A 15,409-nucleotide genomic window follows, 5' to 3' on the forward strand; every position below is an offset into this window, starting at 1 on the left:
TGCCGGTCCGGGACCGAGTACTTCCTGCGGTGGCGGGAGCCCGCGAAAGGGATCCTGCCGACGCTGCTTGAGCTCGGTATCGGATCTGTCCCCTTCAGCCCGCCGGCAAGGCCCAGGCGGGTTCGCGTTCTGCTCCCGCACCGCACCGCAGGGCAGCGCCTCGCTAGGTGAATTCCAGCAGCCCCCGGCGGACCGCCTCGGAGACCGCCGCCGCCCTGTTGTCGACGCCGAGTTTGCGGTAGATGCGCACCAGGTGTGTCTTGACGGTCGCCTCGCTCAGATACAGGGCGCCCGCGATGGAGCGGTTGCTGTGCCCGTCGGCCATCAACCGGACGACCTGTCGCTCCCGCCCCGTCAGCTCCGGTGCCGGACTGACGACCTGCCCGACGAGGTCGCCGACCACCCCCGCCGCGAGTCCCAGGCCGCCCTCGGCGGCGCTGCGCACGGCCCGGAAGAGGTCCTCGGGCGGTCCGGCCTTGAGGACGTAGCCGCGTGCGCCGGCCGTCAGCGCGCGCACGACGTCGGCTCGCCCCGAATAGCTGGTGAGCATCACCACGGGCAGGCCCGGAGCCTGGGCGGCGAGCCGGCGGACCGCCTCGATCCCGTCGATGCCGGAGCGCATGCCCGCGAAGCGCAGGTCCATCAGCACGACATCGGGTGCCAGTGCGAGCGCCAGGCGGACGGCTTCCTCGCCACTTCCGGCCTCCGCGATCACCTCAAGGTCCGGCGCCCCCTCCAGCAGGGCCCGCACCCCGGCCCGTACGACCGGATGGTCGTCGGCGATCAGCAGGCGCCGCGTCGCGGCCGTCATTGCGCCGCCGCCGCGGAGACAGGCGCCTGCGTTCCCGGCCGCAACGAGCGGGCGGGGACGGTGGCCCGGATCCGCGTGCCCTGCCCCGGGGCGCTGTCGACTTCCAGATCGCCGCCGTCCTGGCGTAGCCGGGCCCGGGCCGAGGGCAGGCCGAAGCCCCGGCCCGACCGGACCGATCCGCCGATGCGGGCGGTGTCGAAGCCGACTCCGTTGTCGCACACGTCCAGTTCGACCCGGTCCGTGAGATGGCGCAGTGTCACTGACACGTGGGTGGCCTGCGCGTGTTCGCGGACGTTCGCCAGCGTGCTCTGCGCCACGCGGAACAAGGTGGTGGCGCTCCGTTCGTCCGGGCCGAGGGCCGGGGTGCCGACCGAGCGGAACCGCACCCGCCCGGCGCCACCCGGCTGCTGAGCCCGGGCGCACAGCAGCTGCAAAGCCCCCTCCAGCCCGGCCTCGGCGACCGTGGGCGGGGTGAGGTCCTGGATGATCCTCCGGGTCTCGGCGAGCCCCGCGTCCAGGCCTTCGGCGACCGCGCGGACCCGCGTCCGGGCCATGTGGGGCCGTTCCTCCCACTCCTGGTCGGCCGCCTGCAGCAGCATGAGGTTGCCGGACAGTTCCTGGGCGAGGGTGTCGTGCAGGTCACGGGCGATGCGCGCGCGTTCCTCGAGCGTGCCGTGGCGGTGCCGTTCGTCCGCCAGTACGTCGCGGGTGCTGCGCAGTTCCTCGACCAGCCGCTGGCGTTCCGTGACGTTCCGTTGCTGGGCCCGGTACAGCGCCACGGTTCCCCAGACGGCCGCCACCGGGATCAGTACCATCTCGAGGTCGAACCCGCCTGCGGTCCGGGTGAGTTGACCGACGAGCAGGCCGGTGACGGCGCTCAGTGCCACGCCGGTGGCACGGCGGCCGAGGGTGTCCAGGACCACGCAGGCCAAGGGCACGGCGCACCAGATGTAGGCGCCGGTCAGGGGCGGCGGAGTCAGGAGGACGAGGATCGCCCACAGCAGGAGGAGGGCAGCGATCCAGGTGTGCCGGACGAGCCTGCCCAGCCTCGCCCACAGTGCCAGCCCGGCGGCGTACGTCATGGCGAGCAGCCCGCTGACGGTCACGATGTCCCAGCACAACGGGATGTTCAGCCGGACGAGGCGGACCAGCGCGGCACCGACGACGAGGAAGAACAGCAGGTGCGGCAGCTGCCTCGGGTCGAACCGTCTGCGGCTGGCCGGCGCGGAAGCGTGGACGAGGCCGGGGTCGGTCACGACAAACCCCCTGGATGAATGATCCATTGGGACAAGGGGGCCGAGTCTATCCGCCGTCTGTATGACCCATGTGAAGGGTGAGGCCGCCGTTCCGCCGGTGGGAGAGCCGGGAGAGTACGGCAGCCCCGCTGGCGGTTAGGCCCCCGGGTGCAGTCCGAGCCAGCCCGGCGTGGGGTCGCCCTTGACCTCGCCGAAGTACAGGGCGAAGGTCTGCCTCCAGCGCTCCACCTCGGCGCGGTCGGCCATGAAGCGGGGGAAGCCGTCCACATGGGCGTTGGGGTACTCCCACATCTGCTTCAGGCCGGCCGGGGGAGTGACGTCGGTGCGCACGGACCAGCCGTTGAAGGACTGCTGCTGGTGCTCGGTGGACAGCTGCCAGTTGAGGAAGAGCTTGGCGGCCGTGGAGTTCTTGGCCCGCTTGAGGATCGCGGTGCGCTGGCCCCAGGCCATGAACGGGTGTCGCGGGTCGATGACGAACTTCACCGGGGAGGACGTCGACGGGACCGCCGAGCCGGCGGTGCCGATACCGATCGGCTTCTGCCCGCCGAAGACGGCGTCGCCGGGGGAGTTGCTGCCCCGCGCGAACTGCACGTCCTGCGCGGCAAGCCTGGCCACCCACTCCCAGCCGTACTTCTGGGCGTACAGCGTGTAGAGGTAGAGGACGGCGTCGTCGTCGTGCGGGTAGGACGAGGCGATCTTGCCCTTCCATTTCGGGTCGACCAGGTCGCGCGGCGTGAGCCGCACGCCCGAGCCGACCGCCGTCGTGCTGTACACGAGGCTGAAGGCGATCGCTCCCGTGGCCACCCACGCGCCCTGCGGGTCCTTGAACTTGTCGTAGACCTTCGAGAACCCGGCGGGCTTGTAGGGCAGCAGGCGGTCCTGCTGCTTCCAGCGGTCGAAGTCCTGGACGGTCTGGAACTGCACGACGTCCGGCACGAGGGTGTCGGTGGCGAACTGGTTGTCGACGCGCACGTCGTGGTACTTGCTGTAGTCGACGATCAGCGTCAGGTCGATGTCCGGGAAGCGGTCCTTGAAGGCGGCCTTGGTGCCGTCCTGCTGCGTCGGCGTGTCACCGCCGGCGTAGACGACGAGCTTCCCGCCCTCCGCGAGGGCGGCCTGGTAGAGCTCGTCGAGCGACCTGGTCTCCTCGCGCCCGGCCGAGCGCCCCGACAGTGCGGGAGAGGCCGAGGCCGGGAGCGCCGAGGCACCGAAGGCGCCGGCACCGAGGGCGACGCCGGCACCGGCGGTGAGGACACGTCGTCTGCTGGGGAAACTGGGCATGCGAAGAGACCTCTCTCAGGGGGGTGGCACACAAGACCCGGCGCGCGCCATGGGCGATGGTCATCCTGCTGCGGCCCACCGCGACTTCGCGTCGTCCGTACGGAGAAAAGAGACCTCCATGAGGTGGAAGCCGCGTTCAACCGATCGGTTGAACGCGGCTTGTCAGGCCCTGGTGTCGTCGGTCTACCGCGCAGGAGGGGCGGTGCTCCGACGCGGGATGAGCGTGGGAGAGAGCGTGACCTGTACCGATGCCTTGTTCCGGGCGGTGATCCGCTCGAGGAGGAGACGCGCGGCGTTCGCGCCGATCTCCGGCCCGCCTGGTCGACGCTCGTGAGCACGATCGGGCCGAAGGAGGCGAAGGTCGTGTTGTCGTAGCCGGCCACCGAGATGTCGCCGGGAACCGACAGCCCGGCTTCGGCGCAGGCCTCCAGCACCCCCATGGCAACGATGTCCGCACCGGCGAAGACGGCCATGGGCCGGCGCGGACGCGCCAGCAGTTCCCTGGCACCGTCGTACCCGCCCCGCTGGGTGTAGCCGGTGGAGACGATGTCGATCTCCTCCGCGAGGCCAAGGGAGCGCATGGCGTGCCGATATACGCCGCGCGCACTCGGCACCAGGACGACGAAGGCGAACAGCAGCAGAGCCGGCAGCGCGAACCACCAGGGCGGGGTGATGCGGCGATGGTGCGCCTTCGCCGCCGGCTCCGGGCAGGGTATGCGGTCGTCGTGGTCCGGGAGCGGAGTGGCAGACGGAAGCAGACTCCCTGCTGGCCTCAGTGTTCCTGGACAGGACTGCCGCTGCGGCGCGCTCGCGGATCATCGCATCGGGCCGAAGCCTGCGGCTGCGTGTCGAGGCCGCATCGTTGCTGGACGACCTGGGCCACACGGTGCGCACCCGGCCCGACCGCACTGGACACCCTCGACATGATCTGGGAGCACCCTCCGCACAGCATCGAGCGCAAGCTCCTCATCGCCCGCGACTACGTCACCCGCCACGGACACCTCGCCCCCCGGTGGGCCGAACACCACCAAGGCCTGCACCTGGGCCGCTGGCTCGCCGAGCGCCGAAAGGATGCCAACACCCGCCGCCTGCCCCACTGCTACCAACGGGCCCTGAACGAGATCTACCCCTGGTGGAACGCCAAAGGCAAGGCCGAATGGAAGCGCACCTACGCCTGCGCCCGCGCCGCCGCGCGCGACAACACCCTGATCTTCCCCAGCCCGCACCAACTCACCGGTACCGTCCCTCCGCTCACCCAATGGCTGACCCAGCAGATCGACAACCTCGACAGACTTGAGCCCTGCCAGCACCACCTCCTGGGCGACCTCCCCATGGGCCTTGACCCCGGATTTTGGACGCCGGAGACACTTGGATCTTGATGGTCCGGGTGGTCAGGAGTCCTGCACAGATGGCAATGAAGCACTATCCGTCGGTGTTCAAGGCGGACGCGGTCGCGCTGTACCGGTCGAGGCCGGGAGCGACGATCAAGTCGGTCGCCGAGGACCTTGGGGTCAACACCGAGACCTTGCGGAACTGGATCCGGGCCGACGACGGCCGGCGCCAGGGTGCCCACTCGACGCCTCCGGCGGCGTCGGCCCAGGCCCGGAACCCGGTGGAGGCCGAACTCGCCGCCGCGCGGAAGCGGATCCGCGAGCTGGAGGAAGAACGCGACATCCTCCGCAAGGCGGCCCGGTATTTCGCCGGGGAGACGCGCTGGTGACCCGCTTCCAGTTCGTTGCCGATCACCAGCGCCGTCACGGCGTGAAGCGGCTGTGCGCCATCCTCGGGATCGCCCGTTCCAGCTTCTACTACTGGCGCCGCACCGCACCCAAGCGGGCCGCTCGCCAGGCTGCGGACGCCCAACTCGCGGCCCGGATACGTCAAGTGCACCGGGACTCGGACGGTACCTACGGCGTCCCGCGGATCACTGCCGAACTCCGCGACGACGGCCGGGCGGTGAACCACAAGCGCGTCGCCCGTGTCATGCGGACCATCGGGCTCACCGGAGTTCGCCTGCGCCGCAGGCATCGCATGACGGTCCCGGCCCCGTCCGCGGCCAAGGCCCCCGACCTGATCGGCCGCGACTTCACCGCGGCGGCGCCGAACACCAAGTACGTCGGTGACATCACCTACTTGTCGACGGACCAGGACCGCATCCGGCACCTGACCGTCGCCCTGCCGCCCCACTACGCCGCCCGCCTCTTCGACGCCCAGGAAGCCGGTGCCACCGAGCAGCAGCTGAACGAGATCGCCGCCGAAGCCCTCAAGGAGGTGTACTTCCAGGACAACGGCCGCCGCGCTGGACGTCTGGAGGAAGTGCGCTTCACCGACATCGAGCACCTGGAGTTCGACCTGTAGAGGCCTCGGCCGATGGCACCGATCGCTGCTCAGGTGTGGTCGGGTAGTGGATTGCGACGGCTGCGGAGGACTGCCGTCACGCCGGTCAGCGGGCCTAACCGTTGGAACCGAGTCATCGCCCAGGCGATTTGGGGCGCAGTTCCCTGAACTGCATTAGTAATGACTTGGTAAAATAGCGGCTCGTTGCTTGGTGATCCGGGTCGCTCGCTGCGTGGTACAGAGTGCGAGGGGTATTGCCCTCGCAGAGGTGGGTGCAGTCCACGTTGGGCTCCGGGCAAAAGAGTCGCCGACGACCGGACTGCCGGACAACCACCCCGCAGCCAAGCGCACTTGCCAGCCCGCGAAAGCTTCTGGCAAGTGCGTTTGGCATGCCCCTTTTGTTACATCGTCACAAACATCATGCGTCGGTTGCGTCACTCCCTGTGACTGTGGTTTTTCTGTACGCGGACCCTCGTCGGCGACCTGCCCGGAGCCCGGGGGCCACTTCGGTTGTCTGACCCATCCACCTTTTGTGAGGTTTACGCAAAAATGACCGAAAATAACAGTGCGCAGCAGGGCGGCGTGTTCCGTCGCGCTGGCAGGTGGTCCACGGCGTCGGCCGTGGTGATCACCGAGGTCGCGCAGCACTACGCGGTTCCCGGGTCCGCGCTGGAGACGGTCGTCCATCACGCGCACACCGGCGCGGTCTGGGGGTTGGGCTTCCAACTCGCAGCCATGCTGGGTACAGCGGTGTACAAGGCCCTGCCGTCCGACGGCTCGTTCACCGTGTCGTGGCGCGTCAACAACAGGGGTGACGGTGACGCTTCGACGAAGGCAGACACCGTCCCCCCGGCGGCGCAGGTAGCGTGCGCGACGGAGACGGTTCCCGAGATCGAGAAGCATGGCGTCTGAGGACTTGGACGCTCGCCACGGGACCCCGCCGTCAGGTGGGGCCCCGTGGTCGGAGTTCGAGCAGCTCTACCGCGCCAACCATGGCAAGCTGACCGCCTATGTGACACGGCGGGGCCTTTCGCCAGCGGACGCCAGCGACATCGTGTCGGTGTCGTTCGCGGACCTGTGGAAGTCCTGGCAGAAGAGGGAGCGCCCGCAGGATCCGACGCCCTACCTATACAAGATCGTGCAGATGCGGACGATCGATCATAGGAGGCGGGAAAGGCAAGCGGCCCGGGCCGTGGACTTCAACGCATCAGACGCCGAGACAGACGCTGTGGGACCTATTGAGGACGTCGCCGCTTCGGTCGAGCCGGAGATGGGATACCTGCAGGCCATTGCGACGCTACCGGAGCGCCAGCGTGCGGTTCTCACCCTCCATGGGATCGGGCTGGAGGACACCGAGATTGCGGCCGCAGTCGGCCATTCGGCAGACCGTTCACGACCGCCTGGTATGGCTTCGGCGCACGCTCCAGAGTCGCCGACCGCCGAGGTTCACGCAAACCGCGGCGATGCCCACGAAGCAGCCCCGCCTCCCCAGGACGGCGCGGAGCTGCCGCCAGACTTCGAGGCCTTCTACCTTGGCCACCAGGAGATATTCCACGAATATGCGGAGGCTCACCTCGGTAGCCGCGCGACCGCCGAAGAAGTTGTGCACACGGCGTTTGTGAAGCTACTCGCCGACTGGACCGAACTGCTGCGCTCGGAGAATCTCGAACAAGGCGCATGGGCGATCGTACGGCGCACGGTGCACGACCGTCTGAAGCTAGAGAGTCGGACTACGGCATTCGCCATAAAGGAGCAAATCGCCCAGGCCCTGGTGGCCACCCGGGGCCAGCTACAGATAAGCGGATCCGTGTCTGGTCTGTACGAGGCGATTGCGGAACTACCCGACCGACAGTTCGACGCGATCGTGCTGCGCTACGTGCTCGGCTACCCCACCTCCAAAGTCGCCTGGTACATGGGTGTTGATGAGCGAACTGTCGGATATCACCTGCGCCGCGGTAAGGCGCGCTTGCGCCTCACACTTGACATGCCTGGCCCGTAAAGGAAACCAAAGGCCAAAGGCTCACGCCGACGTCGTCGTCGCGAGACGGCCGTCGGCCTGCTGGCCGGCCAGGGCCCCCGCGCGCCACGGGAAGTGGTGCCTGACGTCTCGTCGGCGACTCGCGGCCGCTGCCCAACATCCCACCGGACTGGCGGACCCAAGCCGCTGCGCCCGCTACGCCCATCGTTCGAGGCTTGCGACTCCCCTTCTCCGGCACCGAGTTCGATGTCACCAGCAGGGACTTCGAGATCCGCGGCTCACAGGACAGCAGCGGGTTCCACGATCTCTTCAGTGGAGGCGTGTTCGTAGAGTCGGTCGAGGTGACCGACACCAGCGCGAACGCGCCCCACGCAGAGCAGACAGATCATGCGATTAGGTGGTTTAGCGCAGGAAAAGACGCGTACTGCGACAGTCTCCTGTTTCCTGGCGGCGAGGCGTGGAGGTGGTCACAACGGGGAGCGGGTACTGCGACGTTCTGCTGCAGTGTGTCGGCTGTCCTCGCGCTCGGTGAACACCGACCAGTGTCAGGAGCGCACAATGCCACCTTCTGGGATTGACCCTGCTGCTTTTCCGTGTCTGGAGGCGGACTTGGACAGGGTCCGTGACGCTCTGGGACCGGTGCGTATCCAGGGCAGGCCCGAACTCGACGCGCTCACACAGGAAGGGCCCGGTACGTCCCGTGGCCTGGTCCGTCCCACCCTTGCTCTGCTCTCGTACTACGTTCTTACGGATCCTTCGGTGCCGGCCGATGACCGGGCAGTGCTCGCCGCCGCAGCCGTCGAGATGCTGCACCTGGGCGCGCTCTACCACGATGACGTCGTGGACCACGCTCACGAGCGCCGGGGCCGCCCCAGCGCCAACGCGGTATGGGGTGACCACCTGGCCATCCTCGCCGGGGACTGCGTGATGCTCACCGGCCTGAACATGCTGGCGCAGCTTGGTCAGCGCGAAGTCGTCGAGGGGACGATGGCGAATGAACGCATGTGCGCCGGCATGGTGATGGAGGCGGCCGACCTGTATGCGGTCTCGCGCAGCGAGCAGGCCTACCTCGACGCGATTGGGGGCAAGACGGCGCATCTGTTCGCCCTGGCCTGTCGGCTGGGGGCGGTGCAGGCAGACAGGGACGGCGGCCGGCAGGAGAGCCGAGAGGAGGCGCTGGCCGGGTTCGGCTGGCAGTTCGGGTACGCCTATCAGTTACGCGATGACATTCTCGATCTGACGTCGACCGTTGAGGAGTTGGGTAAGCCCGTCAACACCGATTTGTCCGAGGGTGTCTACACCCTGCCTGTGATCCGTGCGGTTTCCCGCGACCGCGACCTCGGCCGCCTTTTGGGCAAGGAGATGACACAGGAGGAAGCCGCACGTGCCCGGGACCTCGTTGTCGCCTCCGGGGCCGTGCAGGAGGCGCAGGCGGTGGCCGACGCGTACATGACCGAGGCCGCTGATCGGCTTTCCCACCTTACCGATCACTCTTGTGCGCTCGATGGTCTGACAGCCTACGCTCGGGCCGTACTCGACCGGCCCACTGCTTCCCGTCCCGCGGTTATCCCCCACCAGGTCCGGCAGGCCCCTCAGCCCCAGAACAGCGCGCACGCTGAGCAGGTCACGAGGCGGCTGAAGGGCTGGCTCGTGGAGACCGGCATCGCCGCCACCCCAGCCGAGGCTGACCATCACCGGCTGTCGGGGGCTCTGTCGATGATTGAGCGGATCATTCCTCGGGTGGCGGATGAGGCCGGCAACGCCGACAGCAATGACGATGACCTCTTCGAAAGGAAGCAGACCAGCGCAGCGTTGGGCATGCTGTTCGGTATGTGGGACGACCTGTTCGAGGATCCACAGCTGACGGACCCGCGCGCTGTTACCGCGCTGAGGGAGGGATTGGTGGCGACATTGCGCCAGTCCCCGGGCGCACCGTGGACGCACGGCGCGATCCCGACGTCCTGGGCGCAGTTGTGGCCGCGCCTGTGCAAAGGCAGGACAGTGCGATGGCAGGAGGCATTGCTCGACAACATCGAGGAATGGCTCCACGCCTGCGAGCGTGAGGCACGCCACCGCATCAGCGGCTACATCCCCTCACCAGCGGACTGGCTGCCGCTGCGGAGGTCGACCGGTGGCTTCGAGGTCGGCCTGGCGTGCTCGGAGATCGTGCAGGACCGGGAGATGCCGCCGGCGGTGCGCAGCCACCGCCTGGTCCGACGTCTTGAGGATCTCGGCTTCTTCGTCGTCTTCGCTGAGAACGACCTGGCGGGCGTGGACCAGGACGAGGCTGACCAGGTCCCCTACAACCTGGTCAGGGCGATCCGTCATGAGATGGGGTGCAGCCGCGCGGAAGCCATCGAGCGGGTGGAGCGCCAAGTGGCGGAGAAACGTGCCCAATTCAACGCGGTATACAAGTACGTGCCCGTGCTCTTCCGCACGTTGCCCGGCCTCTCCGGTCAGGGTGACCGGTATGCGGCGATCTACGATATGTTGAAACTGTTTTTCGATCTACGGCAGGGCGAGTCCGAGAGGTACCAGCCGAAGACCACGGCCGTGGGACCGGACCTGGAGCGTCTGCGTCGTGAGATCAGCCGGCCTGCCGCCCCGGCCCCGTCCACGCGGTAGTCCCGGGGGCTAGAGAAAGACGGTGTCCCTGTGCGGCTGTTTGTACAGGGACACCGCCCTCATCGATTCGCCGCCCTCCCGAACGGCACCGGGCCGTCATCCGCCTGACGGCCGATTCGCACAGCGGCTGCCAGAGCGGACCGGGTCCGCCGGTAAAAGGCCAGCAGCCCGATGAGGCCGACGGCGGTGAACCAGGCCAGTTGGATGGCGAAGTCCACGGCGGACACCGTGGCGGAGAAGCCCGCCGCCGTCGCGGTCTGCATGGCACCGTATGAGGGCAGCCAGCGCACCATGCCGCTGTCCGCCCCGCCACTGGCGAGGGGATTCTGCAAGCCCAGGTCCACGACGCTGATCATTACAATGGCGAACATGCCCTCCACCTCGCGGCGCAGGAGCGTGCCGAGGGCGACGCCCAGCGCGCCGTAGGTCATCGCCGTGCCAAACAGCGCCGCGCCGAGCAGCACGGGCTGCCGGGGCGACCAGAAGCAGCAGATGACCGCGGTGGCGTACGAACAGACGGCCACCGACGCAATGACCAGGCAGGCGACCTTCGCCAGCCCCAGCGGAACCCGGGGAAACCCGGCCATGGACAGACGGCGGTCGAATGCCCCATTGCTGAAGGTTGCCGCGAACATCATGAATCCGATGATCAGCGTGACCCCGTTCAGCGCCCCGGTGATCTGGGTGATCTTGTCACCGTCGGCGGTCAACACGTGACTGGTGCTGTGCAGCCGGAACTGCACCGGCTCCTTGGTGACAGCCCAGCCCGTCATGATGACCCACACAGGGAGAAACACCGCCACGAGCAGCATGGCGAACCGGTTCCTGGCGTGCTCCACCAGGCCATAACGTGTGGCGATCTTGAACAGCCGCAGCCCTCGCCTCACCGCACCTCCTCCTGCCGTCCGTGCAGCACACCGTCCCGCAACCGCCACACCTGATCGAGCCGATCGGTGTCGTAGGCCAGATGCGAGACGACGAGAACCGATCGGCCGGCCGCACGCAGGTCCCCGACCAGATCCCAAAAACGCAGGTACGTCTCCCAGTCGAACCCCTGGTACGGCTCATCCAGCAGCAGCACCTGCGGGTCGTGCATCACCGCGAGCGTCAGATTCAGCTTCTGCCGCGTGCCGCCACTGAGCGTTCCCACCAGGGCCCCGGCGTACTGGGCGAAACCCAGGATCGCCATGACCTCCTCGGCCCGCCGCAGATCCGGAACGTCATAAGCCGCAGCGAAGAGCTCTAGATGCTGACGCACCGTGAACACATCGTTCAGCACCACCTGCTGAGGGCAGTACCCGAACCGCCCACCGTGCCGGACCACGCCCCGCTCCGGCCGGAGCTCCCCCGAAAGGATCTTCAACAGCGTCGACTTGCCCGCCCCGTTCTCGCCGACAATGCCCACCACCGAACCCGCGGGCAGCGCGACATCGATACCGCGCAATACCTGCCGAACGCCGTAGGAATGATGGACTCCCTCTGCCTCCATCAACGCCCCCCTCTCCCTCACCCCCGAGGCAGGCCATATGGATGCCCCACAACGGCCAACGAACCAAAGGCCGCATGGAAACGCCACAGCACAGTCGAGCCAGGACAAGCCGTCATCGGGCAGATGCGTGCGACGACGGGATGGGCGGCACGGAGCGGATTGCCGCCGGAGATCAGGGCGCGCTCACCGGTACTGGGGGCCTCCCCCTGAGTGGTGGACACGCTGATACTGGATCTGCTTGATCCGGAGGAAGCGAGAAGACCGCCGATGGCGATGAAGGACTATTCGGACGAGTTCAAGGCCGATGCCGTGGCCCTGTACGAGTCCACACCCGGGGCGACCTACAAGAGCATCGCTGCTGACCTGGGCGTCAACCGGGCGACCCTGCGGGAGTGGGTGCTGCGGGACCGCGAACGCCGCGGCGTCACGGCCACGGTTGGGAGGCCGGCCGCCCGACCTCGGGAGGCGATGGCGTCCGCTGATCCGGACGAGCGGGTGCGGCAGTTGGAGGCCCGGGTGGCCGAGCTCGAGGCGAATGAGCGCAAGCTCGCCACCGAGCGGGACATCCTCCGCAAGGCGGCCAAGTATTTCGCCGGGGAGACGAACTGGTGAGGAGCCGCTTCCAGTTCGTTGACGACCACCGGGACACCTACGAGGTGAAGCGGCTCTGCCACGTCCTGGACGTGAACCGGTCCGGCTACTACAAGTGGCTCGCCGGCGCCGAGGCCCGGGCAGCCCGCCTGCACAAGGACCGGGTCCTGGCCGAGGAGATCCGCGAGGTCCATAGCGAGTCCGGGGGCGCCTACGGCTCCCCGCGGGTGACCGCCGAACTCCGCGGGAAAGGAAGGCGGGTCAACGAAAAGCGGGTCGCCCGGATCATGCGGACGTTCTCCATCACCGGCATCCGCCTGCGCAGACGCGTCCGCACCACCGTCCCGGACCCGGCCACCTCACCGGTTGCGGACCTGTTCCAACGGGACTTCACCGCCACCGAGCCGGGGCGCAAGTACATGGGCGACATCACCTATCTCGCCCTGGAAAACGGGGAGTTCCTCTATCTCGCGACCGCGCTGGAATGCTTCAGCCGCAAGGTCGTCGGCTGGTCCATCGCCGACCACATGCGCACGAGTTTGGTCGCCGACGCACTGCGGATGGCCGTCCGCACCCAGGGCAGCCTGGACGGCGCCGTGTTCCACTCCGACCACGGGGCCCAGTACGGATCCCGGGCCTTCGCCGGCCTCTGCGACCAGCTCGGGGTCACCCGGTCGATGGGCGCGGTCGGCACCAGCGCCGACAACGTGGCCTGCGAAAGCTTCCACGCGTCCCTGAAAGGCGAGACCCTCCGGGGCGCCCACGACTACGGTGACGCCGGCACCTGCCGCAGGACCGTCTTCGCCTGGCTGACCCGCTACAACACCCGCCGCCGGCACTCCGCCAACGGCCACCTCAGCCCCGACGAATACGAACGCCGACACCACACCGCTAAACTCACGCTCGCCGCGTGATCAATAACCGCGTGCCCACCTTCACGGGGGAAGGCCCGGCGAGCCGTCGGTGGTGCATGAGCCATCCGATGCTGCGCTCGATGGTCCATCGTCTCGGGATGATCGTGAACCCGCGGGCGCCGGGCGGGCGTTGGACGGGGTGGACGTCGATGCCGCGGCGGGTGCCGTGGTGATGAGGACGGTCGAAAACGACCAGGGATGCTGCTCGCCTCAGTTCGTTCGTTGTTCAACGGAGTGGGGAGCACGGGGAGGGGTCTGTAAAGCGAGCGGCTCTGTCACGTAATCGGCTCTGTCACGTAATCGGTGGTAGCGCTGCGTGGTGATCACTGGAGGAGGATGCGGTGGCGGAGCAGGGGGAACCCGGCTCGGCCGTGCATCTGCCTCATGATCCGCTTGGTCCGCGTGTTGACGCCTTCGGTGCGGCCGTTGTGGTGCGGGAGGGTGAGTCCGGCGTCGACGGCGGCGCGGTCGAGTTCGAGGCCGTTCGCGAAGGAGCGCAGGTGGGGCAGGTCGGCGGCGCAGACTTTGGTGATCCAGTCGGTGAGCTTGGCGTCGTTGCCTTCCGCTGGGGTCAGTAGCTGAGCGAACTCGCCGGTGAGCCGGGCGAGTTCGGTCATCTCGGGGCAGGCTCTGGTGAGTTCCCGCAGCAGTGCGGTGTCCTTGTCGCGCAGGCTCTCGGGGCGGGTGAGCAGGAGGCGGGCGAAGCGCTGCGGGGTGGTGACCGGCTTGTCGCCCTCAGCGCGGCCCTGGGTGATGTTGCGGTAGAGCAGGTTGAGGCTGCCGGTGTATCCCAGCTCCTTGATCTCCCGGAAGAGTTGGAGGACGGGGACTGCCGGGTCGTCCGCGCGGCGGATGCGCAGGTGGTCGCGGTAGGGGTCGACGAGCGTGGGCCTGTAGCGGGGTGCGCGGCGGTCGCCGGTGGGCTCCTTCATGCGGGCGTAGCGCTTGACGGTGTTCAGGGCGACATCGAGGCGGCGGGCGCATTCGAGCAGGCCGACGCCTTGGCCGAGCAGATTGTGGACCCGCTGCCAGCGCTCGCGGGTGGTCTGCTCGTGTAGGCCCCCGGGCCGGGCGGGGTTCACAGCGGTCGCCCAGCAGGCGGTGTGGGAGCGGACCTCGGACAGGACCTTGCCGCACAGGTTGCTCCACAAGTGCCACCTGTCGCTGACCTGCACCGCCTCGGGGAGGGCCTGGCGGATCGCCTCGCCATAGGAGCCGGAGCCGTCGCGGCAGACGTATGCGGACCCGGGATGCTCGCGCAGCCACGCGACCAGGGTCTGGGCGGTGCGGTCCGGCAGGACGTCGATCCGCTCGCCGGTCTCGGCGTCGATGATCACGGTGGCGTAGCGGTGCCGGCGCTTGAGGGCGAAGTCGTCAATGTCGAGCACGCGCGGGACGCGCAGCGGCTGTACCGCCCTGCGCATGAGCATGCGCAGGGCGGTCGAGCGGGAGATCGCACAAGCCAGCACGCAGGAGAGGCGGGCGCCCGCCCGGCCCGCTAACTCCTGCACCACAAAGCCGAGTTGGTCGGCCAGGCGGTTGGTGCGACGCTGGTAGCGCTCCACGACGCCGGGAACCTGCTCGCGGAACGTCTGCCGCGGGCAGCCGAGTACCGGGCAGACCAGGCGCCGGATGCGCACCGACGCCACCACCCGCCGTCCGTCCACCGGCACGTCCGCGACCACCCGTCTGTGGAAGCCATGCACCCGCCTCGTCGGCTGCCCGCACAGCGGGCACGGCACCGGGTCGTCGCGGGTCCGCGCCGACACCCGGATGACCTCACCCTCGTCCGTCACGCCCTCGACGACGAGGGCCGACAAGCCCGAAAACACCACACCCACAAGCTCATTGACATCGCGCACACCATGGCAACGACGACCGTCACCCTTCGCTACCACCGATTACGTGACAGAGCCGGTGAGCGTACAGACCCTACGGTGTTGACAGTCGGGGCTCGCAGGGACTGAGGCGGAGGTCCGGTCCCGCCCGCGGCACTTCAGGGTATTTCTGCACCTGACCGCTCGTAGTTGTTTGAGGCGGCCTCTGCTTCGGGGGTGAGGCGCCGCTCCCGGGTGTCCGCCGAGGCGGGGCAATACCGCCGAGGTGAAGAGCCGACCTCTCGTCAGT

Annotated in this window: 14 protein-coding genes and 2 pseudogenes; 8 read left to right on the forward strand and 8 right to left on the reverse strand. The window is 68.3% G+C overall.

The genetic code is table 11. The features are described from left to right. Positions 1-163: 163 nt before the first annotated feature. The 4 genes and pseudogenes from OG870_RS47075 to OG870_RS47090 all read right to left on the reverse strand — a co-directional run. Positions 164-811, reverse strand: coding sequence for a response regulator (locus OG870_RS47075; protein WP_266593916.1), 648 nt, complete (start codon positions 809-811; stop codon positions 164-166). Then, entirely contained in the window at positions 808-2,067 is a 1,260-nt protein-coding gene (locus OG870_RS47080) for a sensor histidine kinase (RefSeq protein ID WP_266593914.1), read from the reverse strand. Before OG870_RS47080 ends, OG870_RS47075 begins: the two co-directional genes overlap by 4 nt. Positions 2,068-2,202: 135 nt before the next feature. Further along, positions 2,203-3,348 carry an ABC transporter substrate-binding protein gene (locus OG870_RS47085; RefSeq protein ID WP_266530307.1) on the reverse strand — a complete coding sequence of 382 codons (1,146 nt, stop codon included), beginning with the start codon at positions 3,346-3,348 and terminating at the stop codon, positions 2,203-2,205. A gap of 356 nt (positions 3,349-3,704) precedes the next feature. Beyond that, positions 3,705-3,929: pseudogene (locus OG870_RS47090) on the reverse strand (substrate-binding domain-containing protein); the annotation flags it as partial. 342 nt (positions 3,930-4,271) lie between these two features. On the opposite strand from OG870_RS47090, the gene OG870_RS47095 reads away from it, so the two are divergent. The 7 genes from OG870_RS47095 to OG870_RS47125 all read left to right on the forward strand — a co-directional run bounded on the left by OG870_RS47095 (position 4,272) and on the right by OG870_RS47125 (position 10,288). After that, on the forward strand, positions 4,272-4,727 hold the full coding sequence (locus OG870_RS47095; protein WP_266593912.1) for a helicase associated domain-containing protein: 456 nt from the start codon (positions 4,272-4,274) through the stop codon (positions 4,725-4,727). 29 nt (positions 4,728-4,756) lie between these two features. Next, positions 4,757-5,068, forward strand: coding sequence for a transposase (locus OG870_RS47100; RefSeq protein ID WP_266593911.1), 312 nt, complete (start codon positions 4,757-4,759; stop codon positions 5,066-5,068). Further along, entirely contained in the window at positions 5,065-5,706 is a 642-nt protein-coding gene (gene tpg, locus OG870_RS47105; RefSeq protein WP_266593909.1) for a telomere-protecting terminal protein Tpg, read from the forward strand. Before OG870_RS47100 ends, tpg begins: the two co-directional genes overlap by 4 nt. Positions 5,707-6,234: 528 nt before the next feature. Next, entirely contained in the window at positions 6,235-6,597 is a 363-nt protein-coding gene (locus OG870_RS47110; protein ID WP_266530292.1) for a hypothetical protein, read from the forward strand. Beyond that, the gene (locus OG870_RS47115; protein ID WP_266593907.1) at positions 6,587-7,684 is read left to right on the forward strand and encodes a sigma-70 family RNA polymerase sigma factor; all 1,098 of its coding nucleotides are present in this window, start codon (positions 6,587-6,589) and stop codon (positions 7,682-7,684) included. Before OG870_RS47110 ends, OG870_RS47115 begins: the two co-directional genes overlap by 11 nt. Positions 7,685-7,878: 194 nt before the next feature. After that, on the forward strand, positions 7,879-8,241 hold the full coding sequence (locus OG870_RS47120; protein WP_266593905.1) for a hypothetical protein: 363 nt from the start codon (positions 7,879-7,881) through the stop codon (positions 8,239-8,241). Continuing rightward, entirely contained in the window at positions 8,222-10,288 is a 2,067-nt protein-coding gene (locus OG870_RS47125; RefSeq protein ID WP_266593928.1) for a polyprenyl synthetase family protein, read from the forward strand. Before OG870_RS47120 ends, OG870_RS47125 begins: the two co-directional genes overlap by 20 nt. Positions 10,289-10,347: 59 nt before the next feature. On the opposite strand, the gene OG870_RS47130 is transcribed toward OG870_RS47125, so the two are convergent. Further along, the gene (locus OG870_RS47130; RefSeq protein WP_266593903.1) at positions 10,348-11,175 is read right to left on the reverse strand and encodes an ABC transporter permease; all 828 of its coding nucleotides are present in this window, start codon (positions 11,173-11,175) and stop codon (positions 10,348-10,350) included. Then, entirely contained in the window at positions 11,172-11,777 is a 606-nt protein-coding gene (locus OG870_RS47135) for an ABC transporter ATP-binding protein (RefSeq protein WP_266530433.1), read from the reverse strand. Before OG870_RS47135 ends, OG870_RS47130 begins: the two co-directional genes overlap by 4 nt. 267 nt (positions 11,778-12,044) lie before the next feature. Here OG870_RS47135 and OG870_RS47140 point away from each other — a divergent pair. After that, positions 12,045-13,282, forward strand: a protein-coding gene (locus tag OG870_RS47140; RefSeq protein WP_266593901.1) for an IS3 family transposase whose coding sequence is annotated in 2 segments (ribosomal slippage) — positions 12,045-12,369 and positions 12,369-13,282 — 1,239 coding nt in all. Because the reading frame shifts where the segments join, the coding sequence is not laid out codon by codon here. Positions 13,283-13,319: 37 nt separating this feature from the next. Here OG870_RS47140 and OG870_RS47145 read toward each other — a convergent pair. Beyond that, positions 13,320-13,451, reverse strand: a pseudogene (locus OG870_RS47145) (IS5 family transposase); the annotation flags it as partial. A 154-nt stretch (positions 13,452-13,605) separates the two neighbouring features. Then, the gene (locus tag OG870_RS47150; RefSeq protein WP_443063457.1) at positions 13,606-15,144 is read right to left on the reverse strand and encodes an ISL3 family transposase; all 1,539 of its coding nucleotides are present in this window, start codon (positions 15,142-15,144) and stop codon (positions 13,606-13,608) included. Between the last annotated feature and the right edge of the window lie 265 nt (positions 15,145-15,409).

The sequence above is a fragment of the Streptomyces sp. NBC_00461 genome (genome assembly GCF_036013935.1).
Taxonomy (GTDB): domain Bacteria; phylum Actinomycetota; class Actinomycetes; order Streptomycetales; family Streptomycetaceae; genus Streptomyces.